20 protein-coding genes and 1 riboswitch are annotated in these 21427 nt (G+C 34.3%); of the genes, 17 read left to right on the top strand and 3 right to left on the bottom strand.

The features are described 5' to 3' along the window. A partial coding sequence (locus A9Q93_RS03795) for a nicotinate-nucleotide diphosphorylase (RefSeq protein ID WP_369674687.1) occupies positions 1-389 on the bottom strand: 389 nt, incomplete at its 3' end. 173 nt (positions 390-562) lie between these two features. Between A9Q93_RS03795 and rlmH the strand changes: the two genes are divergently transcribed. The 7 genes from rlmH to A9Q93_RS03760 all read left to right on the top strand — a co-directional run bounded on the left by rlmH (position 563) and on the right by A9Q93_RS03760 (position 6821). Next, positions 563-1036: a 23S rRNA (pseudouridine(1915)-N(3))-methyltransferase RlmH gene (gene rlmH, locus A9Q93_RS03790; RefSeq protein WP_303686046.1), complete on the top strand. Its 474-nt coding sequence runs from the start codon at positions 563-565 to the stop codon at positions 1034-1036. A 152-nt stretch (positions 1037-1188) separates the two neighbouring features. Further along, complete coding sequence (locus A9Q93_RS03785) at positions 1189-3372, top strand: DNA mismatch repair protein MutS (RefSeq protein WP_303686045.1); 2184 nt, start codon at positions 1189-1191, stop codon at positions 3370-3372. Then, positions 3373-3774 (top strand): thiol-disulfide oxidoreductase DCC family protein, encoded by a 402-nt coding sequence (locus A9Q93_RS03780; protein ID WP_303686044.1) that lies wholly within the window; start codon positions 3373-3375, stop codon positions 3772-3774. 59 nt (positions 3775-3833) lie between these two features. Beyond that, complete coding sequence (locus tag A9Q93_RS03775; protein WP_303686043.1) at positions 3834-4871, top strand: hypothetical protein; 1038 nt, start codon at positions 3834-3836, stop codon at positions 4869-4871. A 9-nt stretch (positions 4872-4880) separates the two neighbouring features. Beyond that, a complete protein-coding gene (locus A9Q93_RS03770; RefSeq protein WP_303686042.1) occupies positions 4881-5462 on the top strand; it encodes a hypothetical protein in 582 nt (193 codons plus the stop codon). A gap of 212 nt (positions 5463-5674) precedes the next feature. Next, positions 5675-6175: an RNA polymerase sigma factor gene (locus tag A9Q93_RS03765; protein ID WP_303686041.1), complete on the top strand. Its 501-nt coding sequence runs from the start codon at positions 5675-5677 to the stop codon at positions 6173-6175. A gap of 4 nt (positions 6176-6179) precedes the next feature. Beyond that, a complete protein-coding gene (locus A9Q93_RS03760; protein ID WP_303686040.1) occupies positions 6180-6821 on the top strand; it encodes a hypothetical protein in 642 nt (213 codons plus the stop codon). A gap of 60 nt (positions 6822-6881) precedes the next feature. Here the strand turns inward: A9Q93_RS03760 and A9Q93_RS03755 are convergent, their stop codons facing one another. Beyond that, the gene (locus A9Q93_RS03755; RefSeq protein WP_303686039.1) at positions 6882-8846 is read right to left on the bottom strand and encodes a TonB-dependent siderophore receptor; all 1965 of its coding nucleotides are present in this window, start codon (positions 8844-8846) and stop codon (positions 6882-6884) included. A 125-nt stretch (positions 8847-8971) separates the two neighbouring features. Then, positions 8972-9194, bottom strand: a riboswitch (cobalamin riboswitch). Positions 9195-9318: 124 nt separating this feature from the next. Here A9Q93_RS03755 and A9Q93_RS03750 point away from each other — a divergent pair. After that, positions 9319-10470 (top strand): ABC transporter substrate-binding protein, encoded by a 1152-nt coding sequence (locus A9Q93_RS03750; RefSeq protein ID WP_303686038.1) that lies wholly within the window; start codon positions 9319-9321, stop codon positions 10468-10470. Positions 10471-10617: 147 nt separating this feature from the next. Here the strand turns inward: A9Q93_RS03750 and A9Q93_RS03745 are convergent, their stop codons facing one another. Continuing rightward, positions 10618-10869, bottom strand: coding sequence for a type B 50S ribosomal protein L31 (locus tag A9Q93_RS03745; protein WP_303686037.1), 252 nt, complete (start codon positions 10867-10869; stop codon positions 10618-10620). 148 nt (positions 10870-11017) lie between these two features. Here A9Q93_RS03745 and A9Q93_RS03740 point away from each other — a divergent pair, with 148 nt between their 5' ends. The 9 genes from A9Q93_RS03740 to A9Q93_RS03700 all read left to right on the top strand — a co-directional run. Then, positions 11018-11509 (top strand): DUF4199 family protein, encoded by a 492-nt coding sequence (locus A9Q93_RS03740; RefSeq protein WP_303686036.1) that lies wholly within the window; start codon positions 11018-11020, stop codon positions 11507-11509. 11 nt (positions 11510-11520) lie between these two features. Next, positions 11521-12081: a DUF4199 domain-containing protein gene (locus A9Q93_RS03735; protein ID WP_303686035.1), complete on the top strand. Its 561-nt coding sequence runs from the start codon at positions 11521-11523 to the stop codon at positions 12079-12081. After that, entirely contained in the window at positions 12074-13051 is a 978-nt protein-coding gene (locus tag A9Q93_RS03730; RefSeq protein ID WP_303686034.1) for a glycosyltransferase family 2 protein, read from the top strand. The genes A9Q93_RS03735 and A9Q93_RS03730 overlap by 8 nt, the downstream gene beginning before the upstream one ends. Positions 13052-13199: 148 nt before the next feature. Next, the gene (locus A9Q93_RS03725; protein ID WP_303686033.1) at positions 13200-14912 is read left to right on the top strand and encodes a phospho-sugar mutase; all 1713 of its coding nucleotides are present in this window, start codon (positions 13200-13202) and stop codon (positions 14910-14912) included. A 4-nt stretch (positions 14913-14916) separates the two neighbouring features. Then, positions 14917-16740, top strand: coding sequence for an ABC transporter ATP-binding protein (locus A9Q93_RS03720; RefSeq protein ID WP_303686032.1), 1824 nt, complete (start codon positions 14917-14919; stop codon positions 16738-16740). Positions 16741-16758: 18 nt separating this feature from the next. Then, positions 16759-18426: a pseudouridine synthase gene (locus A9Q93_RS03715; RefSeq protein ID WP_369674686.1), complete on the top strand. Its 1668-nt coding sequence runs from the start codon at positions 16759-16761 to the stop codon at positions 18424-18426. 85 nt (positions 18427-18511) lie between these two features. Continuing rightward, the gene (gene rmuC, locus A9Q93_RS03710; RefSeq protein WP_303686031.1) at positions 18512-19969 is read left to right on the top strand and encodes a DNA recombination protein RmuC; all 1458 of its coding nucleotides are present in this window, start codon (positions 18512-18514) and stop codon (positions 19967-19969) included. 339 nt (positions 19970-20308) lie between these two features. Then, positions 20309-20929, top strand: coding sequence for a SatD family protein (locus tag A9Q93_RS03705; protein ID WP_303686030.1), 621 nt, complete (start codon positions 20309-20311; stop codon positions 20927-20929). Beyond that, positions 20913-21427, top strand: a 515-nt coding sequence (locus tag A9Q93_RS03700; RefSeq protein WP_303686029.1) for a DUF3307 domain-containing protein, incomplete at its 3' end; no start/stop codon positions are given. The genes A9Q93_RS03705 and A9Q93_RS03700, both read left to right, overlap by 17 nt.

The following is a 21427-nucleotide window of genomic DNA, read 5'->3' as shown; positions in this document are numbered from 1 at the left end:
TTAGTTCCTTCTAGAAGATCTACAAACGACCTTGTTTTAGTTGCTATAGCACTCATGCGCTGCATAGCATTAAGTGCCAGTCGCTCTGCCTTTAAAATAGATTGTGAAGCACCAGACACGTAAAAGGCTTCATCACCATATTTCACATGATTGCCATCTTTTATTCTTACATCTACTTGTAAATTAGGATCTACTTCCTTGAATACCGCTTGCGCAAAAGCCACACCAGCAATAATCCCTTCGTCTTTTACCAGCAACCTCGCTTTACCAGTAGCAGTATCTGGAATACAGGATAAACTACTGTGATCTCCATCTCCTACATCTTCTCTTAATGCATTTTGTATAATACGTTTGATTTCTTCTTGAGCCTCTTGTGAGTTGTAGTTCATTGCTAGTTATTTTCACTTCAAAAATACAGATTTACTTTTTTATGAAGTAGGGTTATTGTGAGCATTATGTGTGGTTTTGACAAGAAACTTACTATTAAACGCAACTTTTATTAATTTTAATGTAGTAGATGTGTATTCTTTATCCTTTTCCGTTGTTGTTATAAATTTGCATCATGAAAATAACACTTCTAGCGGTAGGAAAAACAGACGATTCTCGTATCGAGCAACTTACAAAAATGTACGTAGATCGTTTAGGTCATTACATCAATTTTGATCTGGAGATCCTACCTGATTTAAAGAAAACCAAAAATCTAAGTGAAGACCAGCAAAAGAACGAAGAAGGAAAACTTATCCTCAATAAGCTAGAGAAAAGTGATTTTGTAACGGTTCTAGATGAAAAAGGAAAAAAATACACCAGTATGCAATTTGCAGAATTGATTAATAAACGTAGTGTCTCTGGATTAAAACGATTGGTTTTTATCATAGGTGGACCGTATGGATTTTCTCCTGATGTGTATTCTAGAGCTAACTCTAAATTATCACTAAGTGATATGACTTTTTCTCACCAGATGGTGCGACTTTTTGCTGTAGAACAAATTTACAGAGCTTTTACCATATTGCGCAATGAGCCGTATCATCATGAATAAATTACCTTGATTCTACCTTAAGTTTTAATCACATTTGATGTACTTTAAAAAAGTTTTGTACAACTTAGGTAGATGCACTTAAATAAGCTTACTTAATTTATTCTAAAAACCCACTTTTTATAGACTAGCTAGCTTATTTTTGTAGAACTTTTATGAAAAAAATATCCACAAAAACTATTGAAGATTTAGAATTTGACGTGGTTCTTTCTCAGGCTAGCGCCTATTGTGTTACAGAAGATGGAAAAGCGGCTATTACAAAACTTCAGCCTTATACTACAAAATTCTTAATACAGCGAGAACTTGCTTATACTAATGAGTACGTATGGTCTTTTTCAAGCGAGCATAGAATTCCTAATCATGGCTTTGACGTTATAGATAAAGAGTTGCAATTACTAGGAATAGAGAATAGTACTTTAGAAAAGGAAAGTATTAGAAAACTTGCTGTTCTACCACGCACGGTAAATGAACATATAAAGTTCTTTAGAAAGCTTCAAGAATTCTTCCCACAGTTACATAAAAGACTGGATCACATAACATATAACGACATCATACCTAACGCGGTTGATGCAGTTATGGATCGTTTTGGTGAAATTAAAGACGACGCTTCTGCCCTATTAAAAAATCTTAGGAGAGAAATGAATATTGTGCGAGGACAGCTTAATGGTAGCTTCGGTCAGGCCTTAAACCATTACAGCCAGTTGGATTATTTAGATGAGATAAGAGAAAGCGTTGTAGAAAACCGTCGTGTTCTAGCTGTAAAAGCTATGTATAGACGCAAGGTCAAAGGTAAAATAATGGGAAGCTCAAGAACTGGTAGCATCTCTTATATTGAACCAGAACGTGTGTTAACGCTTTCGCGAAAGCTATCTGAATTAGAAATAGAAGAACTAGAAGAAATACAACGTATTTTAAAAGAACTCACGGAGTTTTTAAGAGCTTTTATTCCAGAATTTGAAGAATATAAACAGTATTTAACGCATACCGATGTGATTGCTGCAAAGGCAAAATACGGTAGGAAAATCAAGGGATGTTTACCCATGATGGTAGACCATCAAGAGCTGGAATTAGTAGATGCTTATCATCCACTGCTTTGGGTAGCTAATAATGAGCGAGGAGAAAAAACCTATCCTCAAACCATACGCCTTGCGCCAGATAATCGCATTATAGTTATTTCTGGCCCAAATGCCGGTGGTAAATCTATAACTTTAAAGACTATAGGATTACTGCAGCTCATGATACAGACAGGCATGTTAATACCAGTTCATGAGAAGAGTAGAATATGTATTTTTGAGCATGTATTAACAGATATAGGTGATAATCAAAGTATTGATAATCATTTAAGTACTTACAGCTACCGTCTTAAAAACATGCGCGGCTTCTTAAGAATAGCAAATGATAAAACACTATTTTTAATTGATGAATTCGGTACTGGATCTGATCCAGAATTAGGTGGCGCACTAGCCGAAAGTATGCTGGAAGAGCTCAACGAGCGTAAATCTTATGGTATTATCACTACGCATTATACTAATCTTAAAATGCTTGCAAACGAGTTACCAGAAATGACTAATGCAAACATGCTCTTTGATTCTAGATCATTAGAACCTGTATATCAGTTGCAGTTAGGAGAAGCAGGTAGCTCATTTACCTTTGAAGTAGCACAAAAAAATGGAATTCCGTTTTCATTAATTAATAAGGCAAAAAAGAAAGTAGAACGAGGAAAAATACGATTTGATAAATCTATCGCTGCGCTACAAAAGGAACGATCTAACCTGAGACGTAATAATGATAAACTACGAGATAAAGAAGTAAAAGCAACACAGAGAGCAAATAAGTTAGAAGATACACAAGAACGTGTACAGCAAAAGCTACAGGATTTTCAAGAACTTTATGACGGTTACCAGCGTTTCATACAGTTAGGGAAAAAATTTGATAGTCTGGCTGAGAATTTTGAAAATAATAAGAAAAAGAAACTGCTTATAGATGAGTTGATGAAATTAGTCATTACTGAGAACATTAAACGTAAACCTAAGCAAAAGAAGAAAAAGCCTATTACAAAAGCTGATAAAGCAGCTAAAGGAAAACAAAAACAGGTAGAGAACGAGGTGATTCAAAAAGTTGAGAAAATAAGAACAGAAAGAAAAAAGGCCAAAGTTCAAGAAATTGCCAAAGAAGAAAAGAAACCACAAGTTGAGTTAAAAATTAACGACAAAGTGCGCCTAGCAGACTCTAAATCAATAGGTACTATAGACAGTATAAGTAAAGGTAAAGCCACTATTAATTATGGTTTTTTCACCACTATTGCACCTATAGAACAGTTAGAAAAAGTAGGGAAATAAATGATGGAAGGTAAACATATCGTATTATTTGATGGCGTTTGCAATCTATGTAACGGTGCGGTATTGTTTATTATCAAGCGTGACACAAAAGATAGATTTCGCTTTGCAGCCTTAGAAAGCGATTTAGGAAAAGAACTTCTCGCTAGACATAATATAGACCCTAGTAAGATAGATTCTATCGTTTTAATTAGTGGTGATTCCGCTTTCGCGAAAGCGGGAGCAGCATTGCGTATTGCAAAATATTTAACAGGTTTGTGGCCGCTACTCTATTCTTTAATTATCATTCCTAAATTCATTGCAGACGCCGTATATGATTTTATTGCCAGAAATCGTTACAAGTGGTTTGGGAAAAAGGAAAGTTGTATGATTCCTACACCAGAATTGAAGTCCAAATTTTTGTAACGTTAAGATGCTGTTAACAATTAGATTAAACATAGTATATTTATCCCAAATTATACAAATTGAAAACTTTCTTTACGGGATTAATTGTTTTTGCTCTTTATGGAATAGGATGTTTACTTTTCATCAATTCTTTTTTTAGGGATGAAGTAAACCTTCTTAAAAATGCTGCTATAACAGAAAATAAATTTGTAGAGATTATTAAGCAACAGGATTTTGATGCTACAGAGAATCTTCAAACTACATTACAAAAAGAAATTACTCAACCTTCACAAAATGTGTCTCAAACAAACGAAAGAGACTCTTCTATAACAGATTCAATCAATACACCAATTATAAAGCAATACCAGCCGTTACCATTTTCTGTTTATTCTAATAATGGGACGACTGTCATCTCTTGTGATCAATATGCTAGCATTGTAAAAAATTCAGAAAAAGTGATCATTCCCTATGGTTGTATAAATTATGGAAATCAAATCAAGAAAATATTAGCTCGTGATTCCTCTGCAACCTTAACAATTACAGGATATTACTCCAGTCCAGAAATTAAAGGTTTAGGAAATAAACGTGCTTTATACATTAAAGATTTGCTGGGAAGCATCGGTATTAACATCAGCAGGATCAATACTATTGAAGAGGTTAAAAAGATCAAGTTTTCTAATAATAAAGCAGAAGGTGGCGTATTAATGCAACTAAATTTTAAATTTTCTAATACCGCTACTCTCTTATCTAGTTCTAGTAGCATTGTTACTAAAACACCATCTGTCACTAAAAATATTTCTAAGGTTTTTACCAGTAAAAAATTCACACAAGGTTTTAACGCACAGTACTTTGTAGGAAATACTGAATTTAAAAGTCATGTAAAAAAGATAGCTAGACATTTAAATAGCAATCCTTCACAAAAAATTTATATCACTATATCACAAAATACTAGTACAGATCAAAAGCAAGCTGCTTATATATCTCAGGTAAATAGCTTAAATATTCAAAAAATAATGGCACAAATGGGAATAAGTCGCTATAAAATTGCCCCTTTTAAAATTGTACAATCTGAAGGCAGCAATCCTGCAGATAATTACATTAATATTTCGGTAAAATAACACTTCATAATGGAAACAATAATTACTAACTGGACTCTTTATGTAGTGTTATTCTTTATGCTACTAGGTGCGTACTTTCTAGGTTTTTACTTTGGAAATAATAATAATAATAATAAGAAGAAGAAGGAAAACAAGGTTTTAATAAATAAAACTACAAAAACAAAGACCGCTAAAAATCTAAAATCCGATCAAAATGATGATCCATCCATAGAGGATTTTACTCCAGGAATAATAAGAGCAACTAAAACTAGGGAACGTGCTGGCATGCTTATAAATGACACTTCTACACAAGAGGATAAAGCCATGAAAACTGCAACGATAACAGAAACTCAACCTGAAGAGAAGGATGTGTTTGTGACTAATGATCAAATAAAAGGTACAGACGATCTTACAAAAATTGTGGGAATTAATAATGAGATTGAAAAAAAGCTACATGATTACGGTATTCATACCTATTCTCAAATATCAAAGATGAGTAGTGATGAAATAAGAAGATTGTCAAAACAGATTGACATTTTTCCTGGAAGAATTCACCGCGATGACTGGAAAGGACAAGCTGAAAAATTGTTGCAACGTGTAAGAATGAATTAATAATTCTTCAATTACTTTAAATTTCCTCTATTCAGTTTTTTTTTCTTCTTAATGTTTTGAAGTTCAATTTATCTATAAGCCATAGAAATCCACAAAAAAAGCACAGGTTACACAGTGATGTAATGGATATTATCGTGATTAATAGAAAAACTTCAATCTAAAGTGTGACAAATGTAAAACTGTTGCGAATAATAAGGTAAACACGTTTTAGTTTGAACAATAAAGAAAAGGATTATCTATACATTCTCGAGAGTCACAAGAAAATCATTTTTAAGGTGGCACACAATTATTGCTTTAAAGAGGAAGATAAAGATGATTTGATTCAAGAAATAATTCTTCAGGTCTGGTTATCAATGGATAATTTTGACAACAAACATAAATGGTCTACTTGGATCTATCGTATTGCACTTAATACCTCCATTTCCTTTTATCGTAAAAATAAAAAGCGAGAAGAAAAAACCATTTCTCTAGCTCCAGCCATTGAAGTACAAGATCTCTCAATCGATGACAACGTAGCAGATGATGTGATACTGTTAAATCAATTTATACGCGAGTTGCGTGAACTTGATCGAGCATTAATCCTTCTTCATTTAGATGGATTAACAAGTAGAGAGATTGCTGAGGTTATCAATATTTCACAAACGAATGTAACTACCAAGATATCGCGCATCAAAACAATACTGAAAGAAAAGTTTAATCAGATTAAAAAATAACAGCATGGAAAATATAGAATTAAGTGAATTGTGGAAATCCTACGATCAAAAAATTGATCAAGTTTTAACCATGAATAAAGAAGTTGCGTTGCATATTTCTAAACAGAGAATCAATACACAAATGAATAAATTAGCACTGCCTAAGAGAGCGGTGACCCTAATAGGAATACCTTATGCAGCGCTACTTATTGCAATAAGCTATATAACTTTTAAAGCAGAAGCCTATATAATGGCACTAGGTTTTGGTGCAATTTCGTTAATAATGTTAGTGGTGCTAGGCAACTATTTTTATCAGTTGATTTTAATCAACAAAATCAAAGGAAGTGATGAAGTTATAGCAGTACAGCAGCAACTGGCAAATATTAAACTATCAAGTTTCAATGCTCTCAAATTATCCATATATCAATTGCCGTTTTGGGCAATTTGCTGGATAAGTATCGATGCATTGAAATCAAGTCCATTGATTTATGGCGGTGTTAATCTTTTTGTTATTGTAGGCTTGACATTTCTATCCTATTGGATTTTCAATAAATTCAATTATGATAAAATGAAGCCCGAGATAAGAAATACCTTCTTTTCTGGTCCAGAGTGGGAACCTTTAGTTATTTCTAGTAAGATTCTAGATCAAATTGATGAGTATAAATAATAAAAAATAGCTGTCATTATAATCTTAATGACAGCTATTCTATGCATTCAAAACTTTAGTTTAAAAGCCCAGCCTCACTCCTACTTTATAAGTTCGGCCTCGAGTTTGAAAACCTACTACTTCTTGAAAGTCCTCATCTAGTAGATTAGAAATTCCAGCAAAAAATGTGACATCTTTATTTATGAGTTTATAAGTACCGTCTAGATCAACCACTTGGTAACTATCTAATACTACATTTTGTGTCGTAAATGTATTAGTATCAAAAAAAGCATCACCACGCTCATGATTGTATTGATATCTCGCCGTAATAAACGCTCCTTTTAATAGCTCTATCCTTGCACTCGCATTTACCTTATGTTTAGGAATACGTCTCAATAATGGTTCACTATCTCTTTCAGTAAACGTATAATTGGCCGTTAGATTTAATTTTTTGAACAATAAGGTTTGTCCCATAATCTCAACACCTCTTGCTGTAAAGTCTTTATCTTCATTTTGATATTGAGAAATAAAATTCACCGGATCTATAGTTACAAATTGCACTAAATTCTTCTCGTTTCTTTGAAACACACTTAGTTCAAGACTTGAATTATTCTTACTCCAGTAAATACCAGCTTCTAGCGTTGCATTTTCTTCTGGCTCTAAGTTTTCATTACCAAAACCACTTGCATATAACTGAAACAGCGATGGCGTAATATAAGCCGTACTATAACTCGCATATCCTTTGATTATATGATTATCAATATTAAACCTATAAGATGGATTGATATTGTATACTAGCTTACCATCATAATTGCTATGTAAATTATAACGAGCACCAGCGTTAAAATTAAATCCTTTACCTGATAAATAAACTACATTAAAGTAAGGATCATAAATTTGAAAATTTACATCTCCTTTATCAGCATTTTGTACAAAATCTGTACTACCGAATGGTATATTAAAATCTTCATATGTTTGATTTTGAAAGTTGAAGCCTAGTATTGTTTTTAAACTAGCTTTATTTTCTAGATCAAAAGTGTATTTATTATAAAGGTCAAGAGAATAACCATCTGCATTATAAAGCGATGGAAAATTACTTCTAGTATCTCTGCGAGTATGTGTGCTTACATCGGTATAAACCAGCTCACCTTTTTCAGAATACTTCCAGTTCATGTTAGTTCCCCATCTTATCTGGCGACTGTACGTTTCATTGTCACCATCGGTAAATGCACCGTTGTCAAATTCTGCGACATACTCATCAAAAGATAGGTAACTACTTAATTTGAAGTCTTTGTTATTGTTATAGCCTATTCTACCTAGAATATTAATTCTGTTAAATGCATCAGGTTCAAACTGTTCGTTTTCATTTTCACTTTCTGCAGCGCTTAAACCGTTTGTACTTTGATGATTCAATCCTACTCCGTAAGTAAGTCCATTTTTAGCCGTTCCTTGAATTTGGATGCTATTGTTGTATTCATCTATACCATTATTTGCCTGTTCAACACTTTTATTTGTACCAATAAACGATGCTACATTAACGCGTACGCCTGATTTAGGTGCTTTTCTCAACTTGATATTGATTACAGCGGTACTAGCATTGGCACCATATAAAGTGCTTGCCGCACCTTTTAAAATTTCAATTTCTTCTATTTGATCAATATCTACTAATCGCAGATCAAATTCGCTAGAAATATTACTTGGATCATTTACCTGAGCGCCATCAATCAAGAACGACACCTGACGGCTACTTCCACCTCGTATGAAGTAACTTTGATTTTGCCCAGCATTACTACGCGCTCCATTGATTTCAATTCCAGCATATTGGTTTAATAAATCTGCGATATTTGCACTGCGTTGTGCTTCTATATCAGCTCTTGTGATTTTAATGACCGGTTTACCGCTGTCTTTGCGTTGTAGGTCAAATTTTGACGAAGCCGTGACGATCACATCTTCCAGTTTTGTTGCTGTTGAGTCTTGGACTTCCTGTGCTTTTCCCGACACAGATACAGCAATCAGAGCGCTCAAGGCGATGATTTGTTTTTTCATTTGAAATAAATTAATACGGGAAAAGAATTTGAATAGAAATCTATATAAACATGAAGGACACACCTAGCCTAGCTCAGTGTGACAGTTTAATTATAAATCCCATCGCTATCTCTATCCCGAAGATGAACAATTATTTGAATCATGGCAGGTCTCCTGACTTCAAAATAAAACCGCCTTCCCAAGATCGCACTCAGTGGCATAATAGTTTTACCCTAATAATTTCGGACGTTTAAAGAAACGTTTTGTTTACAGTTGCGGGAACAGCTCTAGAATTGCACTAGATTCCCTTTTAATTTGAATTCCTTATTTTTTACCGCTTTCGCGAAAGCGAGAACAACAAAAAACTCAAAACCATATTTCAAGCCGCAATATTAGTACATTTAAAAACTTAAATTAATGAATAGATGATTTTTTTTCAAAATGATAGAGTTACTGCAGCCTTCTTTAAGTTATGTCATAACTTTGAAATCTTATGAGAAAGAATATTATCTATTTGCTGATTGCCGCAGGCTTTCTGTACTCGTGCAACAATTCAAAAAATACATCTATACCTGAAATTTTAAAAAAAATAGAGTATGAACAGGTGAATATTAAATATGCAGAAGGTTTTAAAATTCAAAATACAGCGAGCGGTTATTATGTAACCATTATGAATCCATGGCCGGAAAGTTCTGTTTCCTATACTTTTAAATTAGTAAAAAATCAGGGAAGAGAACTGCTTCCTGAACCAGACGAACCTTTGAGTATTCATATTCCTATAGATAATATCGTACTGACTTCTACTACTCATATTCCACCATTAGTATTGCTCCATGAGGAAAATTCGCTAATAGGATTTCCAGGTAGTGATTATATAAGCGATCCTAAGGTGCGCAAATTAATAGATGAAGGAAAGGTAGAAGAATTAGGTGTAAATGAATCTATAAATATAGAGGCTACTTTATTACTTGAACCTGATGTGGTGATGGGTTTTAGTATTGATGATAGCAATCCTATTTACAAAAAAATTGAAAACGCTGGTATTCCTGTATTATATAACGGTGATTGGGTAGAACAACATCCACTAGCAAAAGCAGAATGGATAAAACTATTTGGCATTTTATATGGTAAAGAGCAACAAGCAGATTCTATTTTTAATGCAATAGAAAAAGAATATATAAACACTCAAAAACTAGTTAAAAATGTTTCATCACCTAAGGTTTTGAGCGGTGCAACCTGGAAAGAACAATGGTATTTACCTTACGGAAACTCCTGGCAAGGCAAGATTTTAAGAGATGCTGGAGCAAGTTATATCTATCAAGAAACTAAAGGAAAAGGTTCACTAGCTTATAATATTGAAAAGGTCCTTACAGATGGAAATGATGCCACCTACTGGATTGCGCCTGGTCAGTATACTAGCTATTCCAGAATGCTTGAAGAAAATGCCTCATATAATCTTTTTGATGCATTTAAGAATAAAAGAGTGTACACGCATGCTTTAACCGTAGGTGAAAAAGGTGGTGTGACTTACTATGAAGAAGCGAGTATGAGACCAGATTTAGTTTTAAAAGACTTAGTAAAAATTCTACATCCAGAATTAAAGTTAGATCATGAGTTGTATTTCTTTAAACCACTTAAAGAATAGTTTAAATTAATCATAGGTATTTTACTTTAAACACTTCTGTGATGTAGTAATATCTGATTGCATACACCTACTGAGCTGTGTTTAACGTATAAAAAAAACGTCTCACATTTTGTGAGACGTTTTAATATCAATAGATTCAAGCAGTAATTACTTTTTGAATTTTTTGTACTTGTTTTTAAACTTGTCAATACGACCTGCAGTATCAATAAGCTTGCTCTCTCCAGTGTAAAATGGATGAGAAGTACGTGAAATTTCCAATTTAATTAATGGATATTCAGTTCCTTCGTGCTCGATAGTTTCATTAGAATTAGCAGTAGACTTTGTGATAAAAATATCATCATTAGACATATCTTTAAATGCTACTAATCTATAATTTTCTGGGTGTATTCCTTTTTGCATGACTTAAATCTTATTCTTTTGCGGCTGCAAATTTAATAATTTTACTTTAAATAACAACCTTTTAATTCTAATTTAATTTTAAGCAAATCTAAACTATAAAAGCACATATCCTAGCTTTATATTTGTGCATTATTAAAAGAAGTTATTTGTGGAACAATCTATTAAAAGAAATTCATTCATCATAGGTCTAGTAGGAGCCATAATTACCATGGGTATTTACTTGTATATGTGGCAAGCACAAGATTATTTAAATCCTTTGGTAAATACTTCCATTTACATCTATCCTATAATTTTAGGAGTCGTAGCCCAAGTATGGGCGCGATTTGTGATGAAAGGTGTAGTATCATTTAAACAAGTCGTTCTGGCCTATTTTATATGTATAGTAATGATTTTCCTGACAGAGTCTATTACTTATTACATTTTACTTAATTATGTAGATGTTGGTGCCAAAGAAATTTTATTAAATGCGTGGAGAGGTATAACAGAAAAAGGAACCAGTGACCTAGCACAGACTAAAGTATTTAAAGAACCTACTTACAGCTTCTCAGAATTTGCCTTAGGATTTGCAACAAAAACACTTATGTTTACCGTTCCCGGCTTGATTACTGGACTAGTTGTTAGTAAAATTCCGCAGCGATAAATCCTTCACTTATGAATACGGTTGTTAAAAAAACAGGTTTTAAATATGGTATAATAGGTTTTATAATCTATTTTTTTTCCTGTATAATTATGTGGCAAGTAGACATCGCCTTATTTATTAATCCACTAGTTACCTATCCACTAGCCATATTAATTTTATGCCTGGGAATATATGCACAAAGAACCGCCAAGACTCAATCAGGTGGATACATCACCTTTGGTAACGCACTACTCTCTTTTGTTATTACTATAGCTATTGCTATATCAGGATATGCAATCGCTTGTATTCTGATTTTCAATCTAATTGACCCTAATGCAAAAGAGTTGCTGTTAGACATAACTATAAAAGAATCGTTAGAAATGAGTAATAGAATGCTCACATTTATGGGAATGGAAAACGCAGCAGGACAACTCACTGAAGAACAAATGCGTCAGTCTATGCAGATAGGTCCTACACCTATGGGAATACCTAGTATTATAATTAATTATATCTCAAATCTTGCATTTTACACAGTAGTAGGACTTATCGCAGCTGCTATCATTAAAAAAGACAAACCCTACGAATTTGAATAATAAAGATCTTTCCATTGTTATACCTCTACTTAATGAGGCAGATTCTCTTCCTGAACTACAGGAATGGATCGATCGTGTTATGAAAACTACCAGTATATCCTATGAAGTCATTTATATTGATGATGGTAGTACAGATTCTAGTTGGGAAATTATAAGTTCGCTTTCGCGAAAGCGAGATACATCAAACAGCTCTAACGCTATAAAAGGCATTAAGTTTCAAGCCAATTATGGGAAATCACAGGCACTTCATGCTGGTTTTAATGAAGCTCAAGGAAAAGTAGTCATCACCATGGATGCAGATCTTCAAGACTCTCCAGATGAAATTCCAGCGCTATACGCAATGATTGCAAACCAAGATAATGATCTAGTAAGTGGCTGGAAGAAAAAACGCTACGATAGTGTAATAGCAAAAAATCTACCTAGTAAATTATTTAATTGGGCGGCACGTAAAACCAGTGGTGTACAACTCAATGATTTTAATTGTGGTTTAAAAGCATATAATAGCCAGGTGATTAAAAATATAGATGTGCATGGAGAAATGCACCGTTATATTCCTGTACTGGCAAAAAATGCTGGCTTCACTAAAATCACACAAAAAGAAGTCATCCATCAAGCACGTAAATATGGAACCACAAAATTTGGATATGAGCGTTTCATAAATGGATTTCTTGATTTAATTACGATCGCTTTTATATCAAAGTATGGTAAAAGGCCTATGCATCTTTTTGGTTCATTAGGAGTGTTAATGTTTTTGATAGGTTTTATTACAGCTGGATATGTAGGAGGATCAAAATTGTACCGTATGTATAACGACATACCTTATAGACTTGTAACAAACAACCCATGGTTTTACATTGCTCTCACTACCATGATATTAGGTACGTTATTCTTTATTGCAGGTTTCCTAGGCGAGTTGATCCTAAGAAATGGTAATCAAAAAGACAGATATAATATCTCAGAAACTATTTAGTAGATCTTAATTTGTAGTCACAGATTTAACAAAGCTCAAAATTAACTTACTACATATTTGATAAACGTACTGAGGTTGAGATAGAATACTATTCACTGAGACTGCCTACTTATTCCTATATTTGTGTAAGAACTTTTATAGAAAAAAAATGAACAAAGACCATATCCTTAAAACAGCACAGTCCTGGACTCAAGCACCATTTGATGAGGCAACTATAACTCGTACACTGGCTTTAATTACTGCAAATAACGACGAGTTTCAAGAATCTTTCTATAAAAATTTGGAATTCGGTACAGGTGGAATGCGAGGAATTATGGGTGTAGGTACTAATCGTATCAATAAATATACCTTGGGAAAAAACACACAAGGACTTTCTCAATATTTAAACCAGCAATTTCCTGATGAACAGGTAAAAGTAGCCATTGCATACGATTGCCGTCGTAATTCTAAGGAACTGGCACAAGTAGTGGCAGACGTTTTTAGTGCAAATGGGATTCAAGTATACCTTTTTGCAGAGTTGCGTCCTACTCCACTACTTTCTTATACCGTTAAAGCAAAAAACTGTCATGCAGGTATAGTTCTTACTGCAAGTCACAATCCGCCAGAGTATAATGGTTACAAAGTTTATTGGCAAGATGGCGGGCAGTTAGTGCCACCACAAGACAAAGATATTTTGAAACTTATAAGCACCATAGATTTTAAAGATATTAACTTTAATGGTAAACCAGAGCTTATAGAGTTTCTAACTGAAGAAGATGATAATGCTTTCATTGATGACAGCATAAAAGCTGGTAAAATAGCAGGTGACGTAGATCGTTCTCGATTAAAAATAGTATTTACCAGTCTTCATGGTACGAGCATCACTTTAATTCCAGAAACTTTGAAACGTGCAGGATATACAGACTTACATGTAGTAAAAGAACAAGCTTTTCCAGATGGAGAATTCCCAACGGTAAAATCTCCTAATCCAGAAGAGCCAGAAGCACTTAAAATGGCAGTTGATCTTGCTAATAAAGTAAATGCTGACATCGTGATAGGAACTGATCCAGATTCTGATCGATTAGGTGTTGCTGTACGTGATAATGACGGTAATATGGTATTGCTCAATGGAAATCAAACCATGATTGCTATGACCGATTTTTTACTAAAACAAATTGATTTAGAATCACTTAACGATCCATTCATCGGTTCTACAATAGTATCTACGCCTATGATGCATGATCTAGCTGGTTCATATAATGTTGAATGCAAAGAAGGACTAACTGGTTTTAAATGGATCGCCAAAATGATCAAAGACCATCCAAAACAAGACTTTGTAGGTGGCGGCGAGGAAAGCTTTGGTTATATGGTAGGCGATTTTGTACGTGACAAAGATGCAGTTACCGCTTGTTTATTAGCTTGTGAGATGTACGCTTACGCGAAAGCAAACGACTCTACTGTCTATAAAGAATTGATGAAACTATATGTTGAGCATGGTGTTTATCAAGAAAGATTAGTTTCTCTAGTAAAGAAAGGAATCTCCGGTGCTGAAGAAATCAAACAAATGATGGTGGATTTAAGAGAAAATCCACCGGCGAAAATAGGTGGACAGGATGTCATAATCGTAGAGGATTATGCTGCCAGTACCAGAGAAAACAAACAATTACAAAAAACAGAATCCATAGAAATTCCAAAATCTAATGTTTTAATCTTCTATCTAGCAGATGGCTCAAAGATTGCAGCACGACCTAGTGGGACAGAACCTAAGATAAAATTCTACATCTCAGTAAAAACAACTCTTGATCATGTAGATCAATATCCTCAAGTTCAAGCCCAGCTAGAAGACAAAATAAATGGTATCCTTACCGTTTTTGATAGGTAAATAAATGAACTATTTTAAAGAGATTCTTAAGTATGCAAAGCCCTATAAAAGCTATGCATTTCTTAATATAATTAGTAATGTTTTTTATGCTCTATTTGGAGCATTAAGCTTTGTATCACTTATTCCTATGCTAGATGTTCTTTTTGATAAGACTCAAGCAGTTAATGTTGCTCCTTCTTGGGAAGGAATCAATAATTCTATGGATTATATTAAGGGGTATTTGGGTTATTACATCACTACTCAAACTGACGGGAAAGAACAGGCTTTAATAATTGTAATCGCTCTCGTATTAATCCTTTTTTTTCTTAAAAACCTTTTTGGTTATTTAGGAATGTATTTCATTGCTTATTTACGCAATGGGGTTTTAAGAGATATAAGAGATGACTTGTTTGTAAAGATTGTTCACCTTCCTATTTCCTTTTTCTCTGAGAAACGCAAAGGCGACGTGATTGCGAGAACTAGTGCTGATGTATTGCAAATTCAAAACAGCTTTTTATCCATTCTAGAATTAATTATCAAAGAGCCATTGAACATCATTTTTACACTTGCTATAATGCTAGTGATGAGTGCAAAGCTTACGATTTTCATGCTTATTTTCTTACCAGTTTCTGGATTTCTAATTTCTCGATTAGGTAAAAAACTTAAAAAACGCAGTGGTCAGGTACAAAAAGAGCAAGGTTATTTTCTGTCGTTATTAGAAGAAACGTTGAGTGGCTTAAAGGTTATTAAAGGATTTAATGCAGAAGATCGTTTGACAGAAAGCTTTCAAAACAGTACCAACAGAATGTATCGATTTGCAGTTAAATTAAATCATCGTAAAGGTTTTGCGAGCCCTGTTAGTGAGTTCTTAGGTATTCTAGTAATAGGAATTCTTTTATGGTTTGGTGGTCGTTTTGTATTGATTGAAGAATCTATTGATCCTACGACATTCATAGGCTTTATGGTACTTGCTTATAATATTTTAACTCCTGCAAAAGCTCTTTCTAAAGCGAGCTATCAAATTAAAGAAGGTAATGCCAGTGCAGAGCGTGTTCTAGAAATACTTCATACAAAAAATGAGATTGAAGATAAGGAAAATGCTGTTGCTATTCCCGCTTTCGCGAAAGCGGTACATGTCAACAATGTTACTTTTTCTTATGAGGAGGAACCGGTATTAAAAAACTTCTCGTTAGATATTCCTAAAGGTACCAGCGTTGCTCTCGTAGGACAAAGTGGTTCTGGTAAAAGTACTATCGCAAATTTACTCACCAGATTTTACGATGTAGAAAATGGAACTGTAACCATTGATGGTATAAATATAAAAGATGTCACGCTTACTAGCTTGCGGGATCAAATGGCAATTGTGACGCAGGATTCTATTCTTTTCAATGATACTATCGCTACTAATGTGGCGTTGAGTAATAAAAACGCGAGTGAAGAGCAAATCATTGATGCTTTGAAAATCGCAAATGCTTGGGAATTTGTAAAAGACATGCCTCAGGGAATTCATACTAACATAGGTGACAGTGGTGGAAAATTAAGTGGTGGACAAAAGCAACGTCTCTCTATTGCTCGTGCGGTTCTTAAAAATGCACCAATATTAATTCTGGACGAAGCAACAAGCGCACTAGACACAGAAAGTGAACGTCTGGTCCAAGATGCACTGGAAAAAGTAATGAAAAATAGAACTTCCATTGTTATCGCCCACCGTCTGAGTACCATTCAAAATGCAGATCATATCGTAGTAATGAAAAAGGGAGAGATCGTAGAACAAGGAACGCATACTGATCTACTGGCTAAAGAAGGTTTGTATCACAGCCTTGTGGGCATGCAAAGCCTGGCTTCTTAATTATATCTATTCGGTATTTTGAAATTACATTCTTTTAATACAGTGACTATAGAAGATATTCCTGAAAAGTTCACTTTCCCATTTCTTTACGAACCGCATCCATTTGCTGTAGAAGCGGCTGAGCAATTAAAAACATATTTAGATAGTTTTGATAATTGGTTCTATGATTTGAATTTAGGACCGGAGAACTATCAGCATCCGCTTGGGAAAATGTTTGGGGTTCTTGTGGTTCAAGATAAAGAAGGGAATTTAGGTCATCTATGGGCTTACTCTGGTGTGATTACTGGCGAGCAGAAGGATTCTCAATTTGTGCCTCTAGTTTTTAATATGTTTGCTGAGGACAGTTTATATGCGCAAGAAAACTACAAACTAGACGATCTTAACGCAAGAATAGAAACCTTAGAAAATGACGCCAACTTTATAAAAACCAAAAAACAACTTCTAGAACTAAAAAAGGAGAATGAGCTTTTACTCTTCAACCAGCGTAAAAAACATGCTAATCTAAAAGCAAACCGTAAAGCCGAAAGACAAAAAGCTTCAGAAACCTTAAGTGATCAAGCATATAGAAATTTACTCGATCAACATCAAACTCAAGGAATGCACGCCAAATTCTTGCTCAAAGAATATAAAATCTACCTAGACGAGAAGTTGATACCTTTAGAAAATTATATTTCTCAACAAGAAAATGAAATCAAAGAAATCAAGCAGCGTCGTAAAAACTTATCTAACCAGCTGCAACAATGGATTTTTGAACAATACAGTTTTTTAAATGCAAAAGGCAAGCGTAAAAACGCTATGGAGCTTTTCCAGAACATTCCGCCATATGTACCACCATCTGGGACAGGCGATTGTGCAGCACCTAAACTGTTGCAATATGCCTATTTAAACAATTTAAAACCACTAGCAATGGCTGAGTTTTGGTACGGAGAATCCCTACGTTCACAGATTAGAAAACACGGTCACTACTATCCGTCGTGCCGTTCTAAATGTGAACCTCTTCTCGAACATATGTTGCAAGGCCTTGAGGTAGATGATAATCCCATGCTGGAAAATCCTGCTGAAGGAAAAGAGCTTCATTTGATATATGAAGATGAATATATCATGGCTGTCAACAAACCAGAAGAATTTCTTTCTGTACGTGGTAAAACCATAGAAGATTCTGTAGAGACCAGAATGAAAAAACGTTTTCCTGATGCAACCGGACCGCTTATTGCTCATCGATTAGACATGAGTACTTCTGGTATTTTAGTTCTCACTAAATCTCTTGCTATTCATAAAAAACTACAAGATCAATTTGAAAAACGCACCGTTAAGAAGCGATATGTTGCATTGTTAGATGGAAATGTAAATGAAAATAGCGGTTTTATAGATCTCGCATTAAGAGTAGATCTTGACAACAGACCATTCCAGCTAGTAGATTCAGAAAATGGCAAAAGTGCCAGAACAAGCTATGAAGTCATTGAACGCTATGATGGTAAAACCAGAGTTCACTTCTACCCTATTACTGGTCGCACACACCAGTTGCGCGTTCATGCGGCGCATCCGCTTGGATTAAATTGTCCTATAATCGGTGATGATCTTTATGGACATAAGCAAGACCGTTTGTATTTGCACGCAGAGCAAATAGAATTTATCCATCCTGTGACTTTAAAGCCAGTTATTCTCAAAGTTCCTGCGCCATTTTAAACAAATTTTATTCTTGTGAATAACTCGATTACATTCTTATTTTAAGCAAGGTTAGAGGATTGTATTTTTACATAAATCTTCTTTTATGTCTTCAGAAATTTCTTGGTTGCTATTCTTATTATTAGGTGTTGTCATAGGTGCTGTTGTGGCATGGTTTTTTGCTAAAACTCGTTTTTCTGGAAATTTAAACCTATTAGAATCTGAAAAAAATCAGTTAAACGCGCAGCTTTCTCAATTGCAGCCTGCCCTAGAAGAACGTGATAAGTTGCGTCATGAGAATTCTCAGTATAGCGCTCAATTAGAGCAAAGAATAGAAAGTAATCAGGAGTTGAGTGCCCGATTACAAAAGCTGGACAAAGAATATCGAGATGTCGCTATTGAGAAAGAAAATTTAAATGTGTTACTGGCTGAGCAACGTACCGCTTTCGCGAAAGCGGAAGAAAAACATACTGAAGCCCAAGGAGAGATCGAGAAATTAAATGAAAAATTTACCAAGGAATTTGAAAATCTCGCTAATAAAATCCTAGACGAAAAAAGCACCAAATTTACCGATCAAAACAAGAAAAACATCGAGCAAATTTTGAGTCCGCTGCAGGATAAAATCAAAAGTTTTGAAAAGCGCGTAGAAGATACTCACAAAGACACAATAGACAGGCAAAGTGCTTTGCGACAACAAATTATAGGGCTGAAAGAATTGAATCAGCAAATGAGTAAGGAAACCACTAACCTTACTAAAGCCTTGAAAGGTGATGCAAAAATGCGTGGAAATTGGGGCGAATTAGTCCTGGAACGTGTTCTTGAAAAATCTGGATTGACTAAAGGCTCTGAATATGAAGTCCAGCAAACGATTAAAACTAATGAAGGAAAAACCTTGTTTCCTGACGTGGTGATCAATTTGCCAGGTGGCAAGAAAATGGTTATCGATTCTAAGGTATCACTTAATGCTTACGAGCGTTTTATTAATGAAGAAGATGATTCATTACAAGAACGATATTTAAAAGAACACGTTGCTTCACTTAAAAAACACGTCTCAGATTTATCCGGTAAAAGTTATCATGATTACCAAATTGACAGCCCTGATTTTGTATTGCTTTTTGTGCCTATTGAACCAGCATTTGCCATGGCATTGAATCACGATAGCAATTTATATAGCGATGCTTTTGATAAGAACATAGTAATTGTTACACCTACTACTCTACTCGCTACATTGCGTACCATTGATACTATGTGGCAAAATGAAAAGCAGCAAAAAAATGCTTTAGATATTGCTACTGCTGCAGGTGCTTTATATGATAAGTTTGTAGGTCTTACAGAAGATTTGATCAAAGTTGGTTCTCAATTGGACACCGTTAAAAAATCCTATTCTTCTAGTATGAACAAGCTTACTGAAGGTTCTGGAAACCTTGTAGGACGTATAGAGCGTTTGAAAAGATTAGGCGCAAAAGCAAATAAATCTCTTAATGAAAAGCTGGTTAACAGAGCCATCGACAGTGATCCTGATTTTTTAGAGGCTAGCGATGAAGAAGGACGTTTAAATTTGTGATGAGTGAGTTTGTGAGTTTGTGAGTTTGTGAGTTTGTGAGTTAATGTTCAAAATTTGTGATACTTGTTAAAATTCAAAAAGTTAAAATTTCAATTCTAAAAGCTGTCTATATTCCGCTGAAAAATAAAAACGTCACAGGCGAGCATAGAACTCCTAGATGCGGAATGAATTCCGCCTCTAGGAGTTCGATTTCAAGTTCAAGTTGAAATTTAACCTTAATAATTATTACATAATTACGTAATAAAATACATTTATTACCCTTTTACGTAATAATTAATAATTATTACATAATTATGTAATACCTTTGAAATATTACACTTTTACGTAATAAAGTTTTATATGGATGTAGTACTAGCAGGAGATATTATAGGTTCTAAAAAGAACCAGCCAGATGATTACTTAAAAATCATCGAGCCTATTTTGAAAAAGTATTCTAAAAAGAATATGTTTCAAATCTATCGTGGTGATAGTTTTCAAGCATGGATAAAAGAGCCAGAAATGGCACTTCATTGTGTAATTGAGCTTAAGGCTGCTCTCAAGAGATCTTCTACTCTAGATGTGCGCATTGCAATAGGACTAGGCGACATAGAGCTTATAGAACATAATATTGCAAAATCTACGGGCAGCGCGTTAACTAACTCTGGAGAATTACTAGATACTTTAAAAGCAAAAGAACAAGAGATAATGGTGTGTAGCGACAGTACAATAGATCACTACATGAATATAATTCTCAAACTAGCGCTTCTTTATATGAATAGCTGGACAGAGAATGGTGCTGCAACCGTTTATGAAATGTTCAAACATCCTCATATTACACAAGAAGAGTTAGGAAAAAAACTAGGTGTACAGCAAGCTACCGCTAGCCGCAGATTAGACAGAGCTAACTGGCAAGAAACACAAGAATTACTTAATATCTTTAAAAGATATTACAAAGACGTGAGCCATGGAAATAATAATTAAACTACTTATTGTTCATTTTCTAGGCGATTTTATATTACAAACTGATAAATTCAATAAGAAGAAAGAAAAACACAAACTACGTTCCTATCACTTATACATCCATTGTCTAATTCATGGATTAATAACATGGTTGTTCTTATGGCAATTAGACTACTGGTATATAGGACTCTTGATCTTTATCACACATTTACTCATAGATACTGGAAAACTTTATCTATCAACTAAAAAAAATCAACGCTGGTTATTTGTCATAGATCAATTGTTGCACATTTTAGTGATACTTGTACTAGCAACAACTGCCACTACAATAAACTTTATTGTTAACGATGCGGTCTTAGCACTACTTTGGCCCTTGTTGCTATGCATAATTTTTCTCACAAGTCCAGTAGCTATAATGCTTAAAGTATTCTTTACTAGATGGAAATTAACCGAAGATGATACAGGGATCTATGGTCTTAAAAATGCAGGCAGATGGATAGGTATGATAGAGCGGCTTTT

Origin of the sequence: Nonlabens dokdonensis, from assembly GCF_002162835.1 — a bacterium.
Taxonomy (GTDB): Bacteria; Bacteroidota; Bacteroidia; order Flavobacteriales; family Flavobacteriaceae; genus Nonlabens; species Nonlabens dokdonensis_B.
This window is presented reverse-complemented; position numbering and strand designations above follow the sequence as displayed.